At 62.8% G+C, this 15,802-nt stretch carries 14 protein-coding genes; 4 read left to right on the top strand and 10 right to left on the bottom strand.

Annotated features, from left to right (window positions below; genetic code table 11):
- Positions 1-28: 28 nt before the first annotated feature.
- Both A0O30_RS26090 and A0O30_RS26085 read right to left on the bottom strand, forming a co-directional pair.
- Positions 29-1,348, bottom strand: coding sequence for an LLM class flavin-dependent oxidoreductase (locus A0O30_RS26090; RefSeq protein ID WP_105948628.1), 1,320 nt, complete (start codon positions 1,346-1,348; stop codon positions 29-31).
- A gap of 112 nt (positions 1,349-1,460) precedes the next feature.
- Positions 1,461-2,414 carry an ABC transporter substrate-binding protein gene (locus A0O30_RS26085; RefSeq protein ID WP_105948627.1) on the bottom strand — a complete coding sequence of 318 codons (954 nt, stop codon included), beginning with the start codon at positions 2,412-2,414 and terminating at the stop codon, positions 1,461-1,463.
- 299 nt (positions 2,415-2,713) lie between these two features.
- Here A0O30_RS26085 and A0O30_RS26080 point away from each other — a divergent pair, with 299 nt between their 5' ends.
- From A0O30_RS26080 to A0O30_RS26070, 3 genes are all read left to right on the top strand, one after another.
- Positions 2,714-3,316: a cysteine dioxygenase gene (locus tag A0O30_RS26080; protein WP_105948626.1), complete on the top strand. Its 603-nt coding sequence runs from the start codon at positions 2,714-2,716 to the stop codon at positions 3,314-3,316.
- Entirely contained in the window at positions 3,313-4,896 is a 1,584-nt protein-coding gene (locus A0O30_RS26075) for a rhodanese-related sulfurtransferase (protein WP_105948625.1), read from the top strand. Before A0O30_RS26080 ends, A0O30_RS26075 begins: the two co-directional genes overlap by 4 nt.
- A gap of 234 nt (positions 4,897-5,130) precedes the next feature.
- Complete coding sequence (locus tag A0O30_RS26070; RefSeq protein WP_158261466.1) at positions 5,131-5,901, top strand: response regulator transcription factor; 771 nt, start codon at positions 5,131-5,133, stop codon at positions 5,899-5,901.
- Here A0O30_RS26070 and A0O30_RS26065 read toward each other — a convergent pair.
- Positions 5,829-7,787, bottom strand: coding sequence for a hybrid sensor histidine kinase/response regulator (locus A0O30_RS26065; protein ID WP_105948623.1), 1,959 nt, complete (start codon positions 7,785-7,787; stop codon positions 5,829-5,831). The genes A0O30_RS26070 and A0O30_RS26065 overlap by 73 nt on opposite strands.
- A gap of 324 nt (positions 7,788-8,111) precedes the next feature.
- On the opposite strand from A0O30_RS26065, the gene A0O30_RS26060 reads away from it, so the two are divergent.
- On the top strand, positions 8,112-8,345 hold the full coding sequence (locus A0O30_RS26060) for a hypothetical protein (protein WP_105948622.1): 234 nt from the start codon (positions 8,112-8,114) through the stop codon (positions 8,343-8,345).
- Between the two features lie 132 nt (positions 8,346-8,477).
- On the opposite strand, the gene A0O30_RS26050 is transcribed toward A0O30_RS26060, so the two are convergent.
- From A0O30_RS26050 to A0O30_RS26020, 7 genes are all read right to left on the bottom strand, one after another.
- Positions 8,478-8,990, bottom strand: a complete 513-nt coding sequence (locus A0O30_RS26050) for an AmiS/UreI family transporter (RefSeq protein ID WP_060499203.1) — start codon at positions 8,988-8,990, stop codon at positions 8,478-8,480.
- Positions 8,991-9,002: 12 nt separating this feature from the next.
- Positions 9,003-9,587 (bottom strand): ANTAR domain-containing response regulator, encoded by a 585-nt coding sequence (locus tag A0O30_RS26045; protein ID WP_105948621.1) that lies wholly within the window; start codon positions 9,585-9,587, stop codon positions 9,003-9,005.
- Positions 9,584-10,741, bottom strand: coding sequence for a transporter substrate-binding domain-containing protein (locus A0O30_RS26040; RefSeq protein ID WP_105948620.1), 1,158 nt, complete (start codon positions 10,739-10,741; stop codon positions 9,584-9,586). Before A0O30_RS26040 ends, A0O30_RS26045 begins: the two co-directional genes overlap by 4 nt.
- A 21-nt stretch (positions 10,742-10,762) precedes the next feature.
- Complete coding sequence (locus A0O30_RS26035; protein ID WP_105948619.1) at positions 10,763-11,884, bottom strand: AAA family ATPase; 1,122 nt, start codon at positions 11,882-11,884, stop codon at positions 10,763-10,765.
- A 54-nt stretch (positions 11,885-11,938) separates the two neighbouring features.
- Positions 11,939-12,982 (bottom strand): aliphatic amidase, encoded by a 1,044-nt coding sequence (locus tag A0O30_RS26030; protein ID WP_105948618.1) that lies wholly within the window; start codon positions 12,980-12,982, stop codon positions 11,939-11,941.
- Between the two features lie 186 nt (positions 12,983-13,168).
- Complete coding sequence (dapA, locus tag A0O30_RS26025; protein WP_105948617.1) at positions 13,169-14,035, bottom strand: 4-hydroxy-tetrahydrodipicolinate synthase; 867 nt, start codon at positions 14,033-14,035, stop codon at positions 13,169-13,171.
- 364 nt (positions 14,036-14,399) lie between these two features.
- The gene (locus A0O30_RS26020) at positions 14,400-15,731 is read right to left on the bottom strand and encodes an MFS transporter (RefSeq protein ID WP_105948616.1); all 1,332 of its coding nucleotides are present in this window, start codon (positions 15,729-15,731) and stop codon (positions 14,400-14,402) included.
- Positions 15,732-15,802: the final 71 nt, after the last annotated feature.

Here is a 15,802-nt window from a genome sequence, read left to right as displayed (position 1 = left end):
AAGGGGGCTGCGTTGCAGCCCCGACGATCTACCGGCTAAACCGCGGAATCGCCAGCCCCAGGCTCTCGCGCAAGGTGCTGCCTTCATACGCCGTGCGATACACCCCACGCTCCTGCAACAGCGGCACCACCTCCTCGGTAAAGCGACGGAACTGCCCCGGATGCCCTATATAAATGTTGAACCCGTCCAAAGCCCGCGCCTCGAACCATTCGGCCATCTTCGCCGCCACCGTCTGCGCGGAACCGACGAACGCGCCGGGACGCAACTGGCGACCGAATTCCACCGCCTGGCGCAGGCTGAAGCCTTTGTCCCGGGCCTGGTCGGCGATGCGCTTGGCATTGGTGAAGAAGCTGCTGCGGGCATGCTCCAGGCTCTCTTGCGGAAATGGGGCGTCAAGCTCGTACTGGCTGAAGTCGTGCCAGCCGAAATTGCGCCCGAACTCCTTGAGCGCCAGCTCGAAGCTGTGATCGGCCTGGTGATAGTGCCGTTCGATCTCACGGGCGTGCTCGTCGGTGTCCCCCACGTAGATCTCCGCGCCCGGCAGCACCAGCAACTGCTCCGGATCACGCCCCAGGCGTGCCGCGCGGCCCTTGACGTCACGGTAGAAGGCCTGGCCCTGCTCGATGCTGGCGGCATGGGTGAACACCACATCGGCGGTGGCCGCGCCCAGGTCGCGACCCTGCTCGGAGTCGCCGGCCTGGAAGATCACAGGCTGGCCCTGGGGCGAGCGCTGGATGTTCAGCGGCCCCACCACCGAAAAATGCTCGCCCTTGTGGCTCAGCCCATGCAGCTTGGCGGGGTCGAGGAAGCGGCCGCTGGCGCGGTCACGGGGGAAGGCGTCGTCCTCGTAGGAGTGCCACAGCCCCTGTACCACTTGCACATGCTCCTGGGCCCGGGCGTAGCGGGTGTCGTAGTCGTAGTGCTCGTCCAGCCCGTAGTTGCCGGCGGTGCCGGCATCACCACTGGTGACCACGTTCCAGCCGGCGCGGCCCTTGCTGATCAAGTCCAGCGAAGCGAGCCGGCGAGCGACGTTGTACGGGGCGTTGTAGGAGGTGGTGAGGGTGCCGACCAGGCCGATATGGCGGGTGCTCACGGCCAGGGCCGACAGCAGGGTCAGCGGCTCCAGGCGGTTGAGGTAGTGCGAGGGGGAGCCAGGGGTGATGAACTGGCTGTCGACGATGAACATCAGGTCGAACAGCGCAGCCTCGGCCTGGCGGGCGATGTCGATGTACCAGTCGATGTTGACGCTGGCGTCCGCCGGCAGTTCGGGGTCCAGCCACAGGTTGTGCCGGCCGGGGCCGCCGCAGCCCATGGTCAGGGCGCCGAGTTTGATTTTGCGTTGGGTCATGGAGGTGGTCCTTCGAAATCGGTGGAAGACCCTTCGCGGGTAAACCCGCTCCCACAGGGATTGTGGATGCCTGTGGGAGCGGGTTTACCCGCGAAGAAGCCGGTGAAGATCTTCAGTGCTGGCTGACGCTCGGCTGCTCGATAGCCGCACCAAACGAGGTGTCGAACAGGCTGCTGGCCGGATACGCCTGGATCAGCCCGAGCCCGGCGAAGAAGTCCACGGTCTTTTGCGCATCGACGATCACCTGCGGGTTCAGCGGCGCAAGGTCAGTGCGCGCACGGGCGAACCAGGCGCGGGCGATGTCGCGGTCGGCGCGGGTGCGCTTGGCCCAGGCGTCAGCGTAAGCCTCGGTGTGGGCCGGGTCGCTCAGGGTCCAGTCGCGGGCTTTTTTCAGCCGTTGCAGAAAGTCGGCGATCTGCGCGCGCTTGGCGTCCACCGCCTTGGCGTTGGCCACCACGAAGCTCTGCGCCGGGATCACGCCTTCGGCAGTGGCCAGTACGCGGGCGCCCTGGCGTTCTTGCTGGGTAACGTAGGGCTCCCAGGTGGCGATCACGTCCACCGAGCCGCCGTCCAGGGCGTGGGAAGCGTCCAGCGCGCTGAGGTAACGCAGCTCCAACGCATCACGCGGTACGCCGGCCTTGTCCAGGGCGCTGAACAACAGTTGCTGGCTCCACGAACCCTTCCAGATCGCCGCGCGCTTGCCACGCAGGTCTTGCAGGCTGTGGATCGACGAATCCTTGCGCGCCAGAATCGCCACCCCTTCGAGGTTCTGGCGGCTGACCGCGATCACCTTGATCGGCGCGCCCAAGGCGCCCAAAAACAAGGGCGGTGCATCGCCCAGCAGGCCAATGTCGAGGCTGCCGACGTTGAGCGCCTCGGCCACAGGGGAGCCTGCGGTGAACTGCTTCCACTCCAGCTCATAAGGCAGGTTGTCGAGTACCCCGGCCGCTTCCATCACCGCACGGGCGTTGTAGCTCTGGTCGCCAACGACCAAGGTCTGGGCGGCGGCGGCAAGGCTGAAGGTGGTGGCCAGCACAGTGGCGGCCAGTTGCTTGAAGTAACGCACGGGGGTCTCCAGATGCCCGCTTGGGGCATGTCAGGGCCGATCCGCAGGTGCGGTCTCGTGGCAACGGTTTTATATCTTTTAAGTCTTACTTGATTGATTTTTATAATTTATAGATCAATCAAGCCGTTGTGAAATGCGCTTTGGGCATAACCTAATGCCTTCGGCGTGATGGGATTTGAAAGCAGAAATGCTCATCTGTAAATGCATTATTTGCATATTAGCTTATGATTATTTTGCATTTTGAGAATAGAAAAAGGCTTTGCTAGGGTTATATGAAACCCGAACACCGAGCCTGAACCATGAGCCATAACCCGGAGCGCCTGCGCCACTTCATCGACAGCCTGGCCGAGTTGCTCGAACAGCAGCCCGACGAAGCCACCCTTCTCGACCGCGGCCAGGGCCTGCTGGCCAGCCTGGTTGCGCAGGACGACTGGCTACCAGACGACCTCGCCCAGCCCGACCCGCAGCGCTACCAGCAGTACCTGTTGCACTGCGACTCGCGCCAACGCTTTTCGGTGGTGAGCTTCGTCTGGGGGCCGGGGCAGCGCACGCCCATCCACGATCACCGGGTGTGGGGGCTGATCGGCATGCTGCGCGGCGCTGAATACTCCCAAGACTTCACCCGCGACGCCCAGGGCGCACTGCAGCCCAGCGGCGCACCGGTGCGCCTGGCGCCAGGTCAGGTGGAGGCCGTGTCGCCGCGCATTGGTGATATTCACCAGGTCAGCAATGCCTTCAGTGATCAAGTGTCGATCAGCATCCACGTCTACGGCGACAACATCGGCGCGGTCAAGCGCGCTGTGTACGCCGAGGACGGCAGCGAAAAAGCGTTCATTTCCGGCTATTCCAATACCCGCCTGCCCAACATCTGGGACCTGTCCAAAGAGAACCCTGCCCCATGAGCACAGTCACCACCCGCCGTTACCAAGACATCCGCCGCGCCCTGCTGGCCCGCGAGGAACTGGCCCTGATCGATGTGCGCGAAGAAGACCCGTTCGCCCAGGAGCACCCGCTGTTCGCCGCCAACGTGGCGCTGTCGAAACTGGAGCTGGAAATCTTCGCCCGTGTGCCGCGACGTGACACCGCCATCACCGTCTACGACGATGGCGAAGGCCTGGCCGCCGTGGCGGCGCAGCGCCTGCTCGCGCTGGGCTACAACGACGTGGCCGTGCTCGACGGCGGCCTGGCCGGCTGGCGCGCGGCAGGCGGTGAGCTGTTCCGTGACGTCAACGTCCCCAGCAAAGCCTTCGGCGAGTTGGTCGAGAGCGTGCGCCACACCCCTTCGCTGGCCGCCGAGCAGGTGCAGGCGCTGCTCGATGACAAGGCAGACGTGGTGGTGCTCGACGCCCGGCGCTTCGACGAATACCAGACCATGAGCATCCCCGGTGGCATCAGCGTGCCCGGCGCCGAATTGGTGCTGCGGGTGGCCGAGCTGGCGCCCAACCCGGCCACTCAAGTGATCGTCAACTGCGCCGGTCGCACCCGCAGCATCATCGGCACCCAGTCGCTGGTCAACGCCGGCATCCCCAACCCGGTGGCCGCCCTGCGCAACGGCACCATCGGCTGGACCCTGGCCGGGCAGCAGTTGGCTCACGGCCAGGACAAGACCTTCGGCCAGGTGAGCGCCGGCACCCGCGCCAACGCCGCCCGCCAGGCTCGCGCGGTGGCCGACCGCGCCGGCGTGCTGCGCCTGGAGCCCGCCGGGCTTGATGCCTGGCAGGCCGACGCCAACTGTACCACTTACCTGTTCGATGTGCGGACGCCCGAAGAATACGTTGCAGGCCATCTGCCCGGCAGCCGCAGCGTGCCCGGCGGGCAGCTGGTGCAGGAAACCGACCACGTCGCCAGCGTGCGCGGCGCGCGCATCGTGCTGGTGGACGACGATGGTGTGCGCGCCAACATGAGCGCGTCGTGGCTGGCGCAGATGGGCTGGCAGGTGGCAGTGCTGGACGGGCTGTCGGCGGCAGATTTCAGCGCCGCCGGCGATTGGCAGGCGCCGCTGCCGGAGCTCCCCAAGGCCAATGAGATCGGTGTCGAACAGTTGCAAGGCTGGCTGCAGGAAGACGGCACCGTGGTGCTGGATTTCACCACCAGCGCCAACTACGTCAAGCGCCATATTCCCGGTGCGCACTGGGCGATTCGCGCGCAACTGGCCGAAACCCTGGAACGGGTGCCACAGGCCAGTCGCTACGTACTGACGTGCGGCAGCAGCCTGCTGGCACGCTTCGCCGCGCGTGACCTGCAGGCCCTCACCCGCACTCCCGTTTACCTGCTCGAAGGCGGCACCACGCGCTGGATCGCTGCCGGGCAACCGCTGGAAACCGGCGAAACGCAGCTTGCCGTACCCCGCAGCGATCGCTACCGGCGCCCCTACGAGGGTACGGACAATCCTCGCGAGGCGATGCAGGGGTATCTGGACTGGGAGTTTGGTCTGATTGCGCAACTCGAGCGCGATGGCACCCATGGGTTCAAGGTGCTCTGAACCTGAATGCAGGGGTTCATGATCTTGCTCATTTTTCCAAGGCTAACGCGCCCCCTGTGGGCGCGGGCTTCGCCCGTGTTCGCGGGTAAACCCGCGCCCACAGGGAACGATTGAGCCTGCAAGCGCGCCCCGACCATGACGGCAAAGATCACCACCCCCACTACAGCCGTAGTAGGTACACCTGCGCCATTCTCGGCAATACTGCATGCACATCCCCCCACCCGGAGCCGGCTGATGCGCACTCTGCTGATCGACGATCACGGCATCCTCAGGGCCGGGGTCAAGAGCCTTATCCAGGCCGTGCACCACGACGCCCAGGTGCTGGAAGCCTCGTGTACCGCAGAAGCCCTGGAGCTGGTGCGTAGCCAGGCCTTCGACGTGATCTTCCTCGACCTGTGCATCCCCACCTCGGCCACCAGCAACGACCTCACGCCCGACAACGGCCTCAGCTTGCTGTCGCTGTTCAAGTCCAGCCGCGAGGCGCCGGTCGACCCCGACCCTGCCAAGTGCGTGACGGCGCCGGTAATCGTGATGTCAGCGGAGTCGGAGCGGCGCTTCGTGGATGAGGTGATGCGCCGTGGCGCTTCGTCGTTCGTGCCCAAGGCCAGTGCCCATGAAGTGATGCTGGAGGCCATCAACCGCGCGCTCAGCGGCGGGGTTTACCTGCCCAGCGAGGCGATCGGCAAAGGCGGCCAGGCCCCCTCCTCCTCGCTCCACGTGCAACCTGCTACCCCACTCGGCCCCAAGGACCTGGGCGTGACACCGCGCGAATTCGACATCCTGCGCCTGGCGCTGCAAGGCAATGCGCCGTGGAAAATTGCGGCGATCCTGGAGATCAACCCGGTCAATGTGCGCCAGTACCTGAGCAGGCTCTATGGCAAGTTCGGGGTAATCGACCTGTATGGCCTGCAAGGCCTGTTCGCCAAAACGGGTCAAGTGCTGGGGGTGCTGTCTTCACCCGCCTCGCCAGCGTTGGCCAGCCGACCGCGTGACAAGAGCAGCTGAACGGCAGCCATCAAGGTGGCCGCGCTTTCGCCTTTGCTGACCGCCTGTGACAGGCAGTCGTCCAGCAGCGGCTGACGCAACAGCTCGGCGGTGTAGAGGATCGCCGGCACATGGGCCCAGTCGTAGAACGACCGGACATGGTCGATCAGCGCCATGCCAATCAGGCCATCGCGCAGTTTGTAATCGCAGATGAGCAAGTCCGGGTAACGATCCGGCGCCCGCTCCAGCGCGTCCTGCAAGGTGCTTCGGTCCTCGGCCGTGGCGACAATCGCGCCCTGCAGGCTCAGCGACTTCGACAAGCTGTCAAGGATACGCTTGTCATCATCGACCAGCAGTACATAGGCACCGGCGATGTCTACACGTTGGCCATTGACCTGCAGCGTTGGCGCATTGATGTCCGTCGGCAGCGCGTCACCCTGGAACAACGGGCAGTCGACCGAAAAACGGCTGCCGCGCCCAGGGCGGCTGCTGAAGCTCAGCCGGTGCCCCGGCAGCCGGTCGATGAAGTTCTTCACGATCGACAGCCCCAACCCCAAGCCGCGTCGGGCGTCATGGTCAGGGTTGTCGACCTGGAAGAACGCCTCGAAAACCTTGCTCTTGAAGGCATCAGGGATCCCGATGCCTGTATCGACCACATCGATGCGCACGGTGGTTCTGCCCGCCACGCTGCCAACCACCACGCCGCCGCACTCGGTGTACTTGACGGCATTCGTGATCAGATTGCCCAGCACACGCTTGAAAATCGCCCGGTCAGAATTGAGCACGGCGTCTTGCTGGCGCTGCAGCAGTTTCAGGCGCAGGCCCTTGGCTTGCGCCAGCGGCTGATGCAGGGATTCGAGCTCTCTCATCAGCGCGTTCAGGGAAAATGGCTCGATGGCCGGTTGCGATTCACCGCTGGTGAACACCTCCCGCAGGCCAGCGAACAGGGTGCTGATCTCCCGGCCCGACACGTCGATATCGTGGAAAATCTCCTGCAGGCGCTGATGCTGGCCCTGCTCGACCATACGCTCGCCCGCGTACGCCAGGGAGGCAATCGAGGCCAAGGGTTGCATGGTGTCGTGGTAGGCCGCACGAACGAAGCGTGTGCTGGCTTCGGCCTTTTCGCGGATTTCCACGGCTTTTCTTGCTTCCTGGTCAAACAAGGCCTTCAGGGCATCGTCCGCTTTCTGTTTCTCGCGGTGGACGCGAAAGTTGGCCTGCTCAAGGCTTTCGTTCTTCCTGTTCAAGGCCAAGGACTTGAGATAACCCTCTCGCGCAACTTTCTCGGCACGCACACTGATGGTCCAACCCACCAGTGCAAACGCCAGCAAATAAAACATGGCAGGGAAAAAATTGACATGTAATGCGCCAGTCATGACTTCCTGCACACACAGCAGCAGCACGCAATAGCCTGTACTGAACAAGGAATAGCGTGCCAGCAGTGCCAAGGTCCCGTGCTGAAAGAAGATAACCAGGACAATACCGACAAAATAATAATTGTAATTCAACGGTGCAGGGACAATTTGTATCATCGCCACCAGGCATGTCTGGGCGAAGCACACCGTAATCACCACGGTTCCATTCACCCAGCGCTCGTTATCAAAGCGCGTGGTGAGTGATACCCAGGTTGCCGTGGCGACCGCCAGGGTACCGGCCAGCCGCCATAGCAGAATCCAGTAAAAGTCCATGCGCGAAAGCGCCTGTTCATGGCGGATGTAGTGGTAATAATCCCAATAGCCAAAACCGGCCCAAACGGCAATGGCAACAAACATGAACAAGCGCCGTCTTCGAAGGTTTTCTGCGGCCTGAGTCGCGAGAAAACCCTGTTCATCCTGCGCATTGGCGAATGGCTGCGGCAGGCCGAATAGTTCAACTGCTGCCTCTTGAAACTCTTGCCATCTGGTCATGTTGGCCACTCACGCTGCGGATACTACAGCTGTTGCACCACACCTGTAGCACCACCCAAGTTGCACTACTGCCGTTGTATTTTCCGAATCTGTCTTCGGTGAGAAGCTGAACCCATCGAAACACGTCAACTTCGAAACAGCGGGAGCAGGCATCATGAACACCAACATTGAAAGTAAAGCACCTGCCGACCAACCCGCCATCGAAGCCAGCATTCGTGCAACCGGGCGTGACACGCGCGGCTGCTGAACCGGACCTGGCATGGCCCACTGCGCCCAAGTGGCCAGACCGTAGCCCAAACAAGCGGGCGATCATCGAGGTGCATCATGAAACTGATAAATACCATCGCGATAGGCAGCATGCTGCTTGGCCTGGCCGGCGCAGTTCACGCTGAAGACGGGTCCATGCGGGCTCAACAGTTCAAGCAGAACTTCCTGGCCGAGCAGGCCCGGCTGTGGGGCAATGACGCAGCAGCACAGAAACAGCAGATCGCCCAGGTGCAAGCCAGGCAAGCACAGCAAAGGGCCGATGCTCAAACAGCGGTACGCAAGGGCTTCTGAAGGCTGAGACCTGTCGGCGCGGGCTTATCCGCGAACACCGGCAACGCCGGTGCCATGTACCAAGCTGGACGTTTCGCGGGCATGCCCGCGCCTACAGGAATCGGGCCCGTTCTCAGGGCGGTCGTGTTGCCCTTAGCCCATCTGCTGCCACAGGATCAGCAGCCCAGGCACCCAGGCGGTGAAGATCGCGCACACCAGGGTCATCACCGCCACCAGCCGCTGGATTTTCCTGGCCAAGGCCAACAACAGGAAAAAGCTGAACCACAACACCGTCCACGCGGCCCAGTTCAGCACATCCCACACCTTCATCAGGCCCTCGGCGCCCGGGATGGAGCTGACCGTCACCACCAGCGCCGTCACGCTGACGAACAGGCAGAACCAGCCCAACCCGCGGCCGTCGACCTGCAACAACTGGTTGGCGGCCACCCACAGGTAGGTAAAGGCGAACAGGATGGTCAAGGCACCCGCCTTGATGCCTTCGGCCGCGCCCACCACGAAAATCAGGTAGACCGCCACCAACAGGCTGAGCAAGCCGACAAACAGGTTGATCACCGCCACTTCACGGTCGGTGATACGCCCCATCAGCCAGATGCTGTTGATGAACAACACCGCACCCACATACAGCAGAACCAGTCCGTACAACATGGCAACCTCTTCTCATTCGAATTGTTTTAGGGTTTTTCTTGCCATTTCCAACATCGACAACCGCTGTTTCATTGCCTCTTTCGACAGGTAGGCATGGGCTTCAGGCTCCTGCCAGCCCTGAGCCGCCATCAGCAGGACCTTGGCCTTGTTGATGTCGGCCTGGTGTTCCAGGCGCTCCTGCAACTGGGCGTTCTTCTGCATCAAACGGGCGTGGGCTTCGCTATTGCTCCTGGCGCACACCAGCGCCGGCAGCACCTTGTGGCTGTCCAGCGGCAGCACGATCACGCCATGGCACCCCAGCTCCAGAATCTGCGAGAGGATGGTCGGGCTTTCGTACTCCACCAGCGCGACAGCGGTCAGGCGAACCCCGCCCTGGGCCAGCAGCTTGCCCAGTTCGCCATGGTGGCGCCCTTCGAACACCCCGCAAAACACCAGGTCGGTGTGGGTGTCGAACGCCTTGGGCGGTGGCCAGTACTGCTTTACCGAACAACCGATGCGCATCAGTTGCAACACCAGGGCATCGGTGATTTCACTGGGCGGGCAAACAATGCCTACATGCAGCTCACGCAGCGTATTCAGGATGTTCGAGGTGCTCATGAGGGGCCGCCTCCCGCCATGCTCGCCGTCCAGTCATCGAGGTTGTGCACCACCACATAGGGGTCGGGGCGGATAGCCACAGGCGACTGCCATTTGATGCAGATCTGCCCGCTCGCATCGATCTCGCCTATGCGCGCGAACAGGTGCGAATGGTTGTTCTGCTGCTCCACATGCACCCTGCCCTGGGGGCTGTCCAGGCTCGCGTGGTACAGGTGATTGCGGATCACCTCCACCTCCAGGCTGCCGGTGGCATTCACCGCCTGGCACAACATGCGCATCTGGCTGTAGGCGGCCTCGGCCCAGGCGGTGATGCGCACATCAGCCGGGAAAAACGCCCGACACTCGCTGACGAACGCGTGGCTTTGTGGCGAGTCGACACTGGTGAAATACGGCGCCACGACGATGTTGCCACAAGCCACCTTGGCGCCCATCTCGGCGATTTCGGCCTCACTGGTGGTCAGGCTGGCAATGGGCGGCCGAGGACCATTACCGTAACGCTGCGCCAATGCCTGATAGAAACTTGCCGTACCCGTACCGACCACGGTCGAGAACACCACATCCGGGGCAGCGCGAACCACCCGCTCCACCACCTGGGCCAGGTCATCGGCCGAGGGGTACAGTGGCATGTAAGCCTCCTCCACCACTTCGCCGCCATGCTGCTTGTACAGGTGGCGCATGACGTGGTTGCTTTCCCGTGGGTAGATGTAGTCCGAGCCGACGAAGGCGACCCTGGCGCCATAATGGCGGGTCAGGTAAGCCGCCAGCGGCGCGCTGTTCTGGTTGGGTGCCGGCCCGCCATAGATGATGTTGGGTGAGTACTCGAAACCCTCGTAAGGCGTGGGATAGAACAGCAAGCCATCCGCGCGCTCGACCACCGGCATCACGGCTTTACGGGTATGCGACATGTAGCAGCCGAGCATCAGGCGCACGCCGTGGTTGCGCACATAGTCGTCGCACAGGTTGCGGTACCGGTCCGGATCGCCCCCGGGGTCACCGACCAGGGTCAGCACCGGCTGGCCCAGCACACCGCCTTCGCGGTTCACCTGTTCTGCCGCCAGCAACGCGCCGCAGCGCTGCGAGCGCTCGATGGCTGCGGTAACGCCGCTTTCGGCAAACAGCAAGCCCACCTTCAATTGCCTGTCTTGTCTACTCATCACACTGTCCTGTGGCAGCCATCATGTAGGCACCGAAAAACGGATACGCCCGCGGTCGAGGTGCCCGGCCACCGTGATGCAGGCCACTTCAGCCCGGCAAGGGATGCGGGTGCCGAGCAGGTACTCGGCCAGTGGCACCTCCAGTTCGTGGCGGATAAACCGCTTGAGCGCGCGGGCGCCGAACTCCACGTCATGCCCTTCGCTGGCCAGCTTGCCGACCACTGCCGCATCCAGTTGCAGGCGGCAGTGGTGCTTGGCCAGACGCCGGTTCAGGCGCGACACTTCAAGCTCGACGATGCGCTCGCTCACTTCCTGTTCGATGGCGTTGAACACCACGGTGCTGTCGATGCGGTTGACGAACTCGGCAGAAAAACGCTTCACCAGGCGTCGCCGCACAAGGGCCAGCAAATGCTCCCGTTGCCCTGCCCGCGGCCCCAGCAAACGCCGCAGCGATGCCAGCGGGCCAAGCCGGTGCTGGCGTATTTCGTCTGCCGCCAGGTTGCTGGTCATGAACACCAGGGAATTACGGAAATTGAAGCTCTTTTCCCCGGAAGCCAAGCGCAGCAGGCCATTGTCGAACACATTGAGCAGCGCCTGGGACACCTCCTTGCTGGCCTTTTCCAGCTCATCGAACAGCACGATCCCCGGGCGCCCCTGGCTGCCGTCCAGCAGCGCCTGGTCGAACAGCGTGCGGCCCTCCTTGGCGCCAGCATAGCCCGGCGGCGCACCGGTCAGGGCAGCGGCGTAATGCTCCTGGGCCAGCGTGTTCATGTCGACCCGGCAGAAGGCATCGGCATCACCGTGCAGTGCGCGGGCCAGGGCCCGCACGATCTCGGTCTTGCCAACCCCGGTCGGGCCGAGGAACAACGCCGTGAACAGTGGCCGGCGCGGGTCGAGAATATCCGCGCGCACCACGGTGAGCACATCTTCGATGGCCTGCAGGGCTTCGTCCTGGCCCAGTACTTCGTTGCGTAACACCTGCATGACAGCGGCGACATCGAAGCGGAAACGCGACTGCAGGGTGTCTTCGCTACGCAGGTGGGTTTCGACGATTGTCCGGGTGTGGCAGTTTTCGGCATTCAGTGCAGCGCTGGAGGACGCGTCGCGGCGCGTCTGCTCCAGCAGGTCGTTCAAGAACGGCATGGTCTTCCCCTCAACGGTGAAACAGCGTGCCCGCAGGCACGCCGGGCACGCCCTTTAGCGGGCTTCCTTTTCCTTCGCGTCGTAGGGAAGGCTGCCAACCGGGCACTGCGCCACCCCCGAGGTGCGCCGGGTAATGGCCTCGACATTTTCGCGGGCCTTCTCGGCATCCAGCACCCAGGTGCGGTAGAACTCGAACGGGCATTCGGCGATGCCACGGTCACCGTCGCCGGACAAATGCATGCCGCTGTAGCCGCGGTGCAAAATCTTGTACAGGTGGTTTTGCGACTGGTCGTTTTGCCGCGCATCGCGAATCTGCGAGATCGACAGCTGGGCGTACTGAATGCCCATTTCCTCTTCACCGCACTCGCCCAGGGTGCGGCCATCGAAGCCGATGATCGCCGAGTGGCCGAAGTAGGAATACACACCATCGAAGCCGGCGGCGTTGGCCACTGCCACGTAGCAGTTGTTGGCCCAGGCCATGGCCTTGGCCATCAGCACCTGCTGGTCCTTGGCCGGGTACATGTAGCCCTGGCAACGCACGATCAGCTCGGCGCCTTTCATGGCGCAGTCGCGCCAGATTTCCGGGTAGTTGCCATCGTCGCAGATGATCATGCTGATTTTCAGGCCCTTGGGGCCATCGGCAACGTAGGTCTGGCCGCCCGGGTACCAGCCTTCGATCGGGCACCAAGGGATGATCTTGCGGTACTTCTGCACGATCTCGCCGTTGTTGTCGATCAGCACCAGGGTGTTGTAGGGCGACTTGCGCGGGTGCTCTTCATGGCGCTCGCCGGTCAGCGAGAACACGCCCCAGACATTGGCCTTGCGGCAGGCCTGGGCGAACACTTCGGTTTCCACGCCGGGCACGGCCACGGCGGTTTCCATCATTTCTGCCGGGTCGTACATGATGCCCTGCAGGCTGTACTCCGGGAAAATCACCAGGTCCATGCCCGGCAACCCCTGCTTCATGCCGACAATGATGTCGGCGATCTTCCTGGCGTTTTCGAGCACTTCATCGCGGGTATGCAGGCGCGGCATCTTGTAGTTGACCACGGCCACACCGACGGTGTCGTTGCTGCTGGAAATATCACCATGACGCATGTTGAACACCTCTTGTTGTTATTTTTCAGGGACGACAAAAAGCCCTCTCCGCATGCGGAGAGAGCTCATTTGCTCTTTGGGGTTCGGGGTGGAGGCAGCGGCATCGCCATTGATGCGCAGCTCCTGACAACCAACGGTATATGCCGGGTGTGACGGCTTGTCAACCCGCCAACAGCCGCTGCGTCTTCAGGCGCCGAGTGAGCCCAGCACGCGTTGCAGCCTGTCCCGGGTCGCATCCGTGCACGCTTGCATCGGTTCGCGCAGCTCGTCTGCCATCAGGTTTTGCAACTGCAACGCTGCCTTCACCACCGCCGGGTTGGGCTCGGCAAAAGCCAGCTTGATCCAGGGCAGCAACTGGTAGAACGTACCACGCGCGGCCACCCAGTCACCGCTGTTGACCTGCTGCAGCATGCGCACATACAGGTCAGCGCGCACGTGTGCGGAGGCCGAAATGGCCCCGGCACCCCCCAGGCACAGGTTGTTGAAGATCTGCAGGTCTTCACCGGCCAGCACCTGGGCATGGCCATCCTCGATCAGGGCTAGGGTGGTCTCGCTGTCGCCGCCGCAATCCTTGACGGCCGCAATGCGCGGGTGGCGCACGATACGGCGCAGGGTTTCACGCTCGATGCGCACGCCAGTGCGATAGGGGATGTCGTACACGATCACTGGCACGCTGGCGGCATCGGCTACGGTAGCGAAGAAGGCTTCCAGGCCGGCCTGCGATGGGCGGATGTAGCACGGTGCGGGGACCAGCAGCCCGCCAATGTCACGCTGCTGGATTTCAGCCTGAAACGCTAGCAGCTCACGCAGGTTGTAACCCGACAGGCCCATCACCACCCTGCCCGGCTCCACCCAGGCCAGCACCGCATCCAGCACCGCCAGTTGCTCGGCCTTGGACAGTGCCGCCGCCTCACCCGTGGTACCGCACACCACAAAACCGGCCACGCCGTCGTCGAGCAGCTTCTTCACCAGCTTTTCCAAGGCGGCAAAGTCGATTTCATTGGCGCGCATTGGCGTGACGAGGGCGATCCAGATACCACGGAAATTCGACATGCAAAAACTCCTGATGTTGACCGAAAGTCAGCGTCAGAGGGTGAAGAGTCGAAGTGGTCTGGCAGGGAAACCTGGCGCCTTCTGTCTCGTCAGCCCACCTGACGAGACAGCGCGCCTCGGTCAGATGAGCGGCTGTTTCTTGGATTTCTTGGCAACGGCAACGCACGCGCCTGCCTGGGCAGTGAAGCCCGAAGCGAAGATGGCGTGGTTGGACATGGACATGGGGAAAGCCCGTTGCGTGGAATAGGCTGGATAATGGTGGAGCGGCACGCGCGGTGTCAACCCTCGACCTTGCTGCAGTATCGCAAAGCTTGAAGCCCCCACAGGCAAGCCTGCGGGGGCGTTTTTGCAGCTCAGGACAGGCTCAACGCTCAAGCGAAGAAGCGGCCTCCAGGCTCATGCCGCGGGTTTCAGGCGCCAGCCACACCGACACGATCAACCCGGCAAGCGAAACCAGTGCAGCGACCAGCATGGTGTTGCCAATGCCGATGCTCTGCAGCGAAACAGGCACCAGCCATGTGCCAGCGGCAGAGCCGATACGTGACATGGACGACCCCATGCCCACCGCAAACGCGCGAATCTCGGTGGGGAACAGTTCATTGGGGTACACCAGTTCCAGCACTTGCGCCCCGCCGATAAACAGCGCGTAGGCACCGAACAGCACCAGTACCAGCACCTCCGAACCGTTGGAGAATACGCCCAGCCCCAACAGTGCGAGGGTGGACCACAGGAAGCTGTGGATGATCAACGGGCGACGCCCCAGGGTGTCGATCATGCGTGTTGCAACAATGCAGCCGACCACAAACAACAACGTAATCAGCACCGAGCCGTACGAGGCCCAATCGCCTTTCAGGTTCAGTGCCTGCAGCACCACCGGGGCGAAGGAGTACACCGCAAACATCGGCACCACTGCGGCACTCCAGAACACCGCGACAAACACCATGCGCTTGCCGTAGCCCGAGCGCATCAGCGCGCTCAGCGACACCTTTTGCTCCGTCGCCTGCTCAGGCATGTTGGCGAGGGAGAACGACGGCCCGTAGACCTGCTTGATGATGCGATCCGCTTCGTCGAAGCGCCCCTTGCTCATCAGCCAACGTGGCGATTCAGGTGTTTTCAGGCGGATGATGAACAGCAACACACCGAGCACCCCGGCGCTTGCCAGCACCCAGCGCCAGGCATCGTCGCCGCCACGCGCCAGAATGAAGTTGCCCACGATGTAGGACAATGCAGCACCCGCAAACCACAAGATGGTCAGCCCGGCCAGGCGGCGGCCACGGTGTTTCTGCGGCAGGAACTCGGTCAGCAACGAGCCTGCGACAGGGTATTCGAGGCCCACGCCTACACCCACCAGGAAGCGCAGCACGAACAGCGCAAAGCCCGACTCCACCCAGAAGGTGCCCACAGAACCTACGATGAACAGGATGGGCCCGACGAAGAACAGCCGGCGACGCCCGACCTTGTCGGTCAACCAGCCCCCCAGGAAGCCACTGCAGAAGGTCCCCAGCATGGCCGACGCGGCCACCAGGCCCTGCCAGAAAGAGTCCAGTTTCAGGTAATCGGAAAACTGCACGATCACCACCCCGATAATACTCAGGATATAACCGTCGAGAATCCAGCCGCCGCCGGCGCGCAACGTCATGAGTTGGTGGAATCGATTCAATGGTACATCTTCGATTGAAACAGTACTGCTCGTCACCGCGCGTGTCCCCTGTGGTATTAATTATTGTTGGATACTTAAGACGTTTGGCACTCGCTTATTAGCGAAAC

Source organism: Pseudomonas sp. LLC-1, assembly GCF_002992185.1.
Classification (GTDB): domain Bacteria; phylum Pseudomonadota; class Gammaproteobacteria; order Pseudomonadales; family Pseudomonadaceae; genus Aquipseudomonas; species Aquipseudomonas monteilii.
Note: the sequence above shows the minus strand (reverse complement) of the source record. Positions and strands in the feature narration are given on the sequence as shown.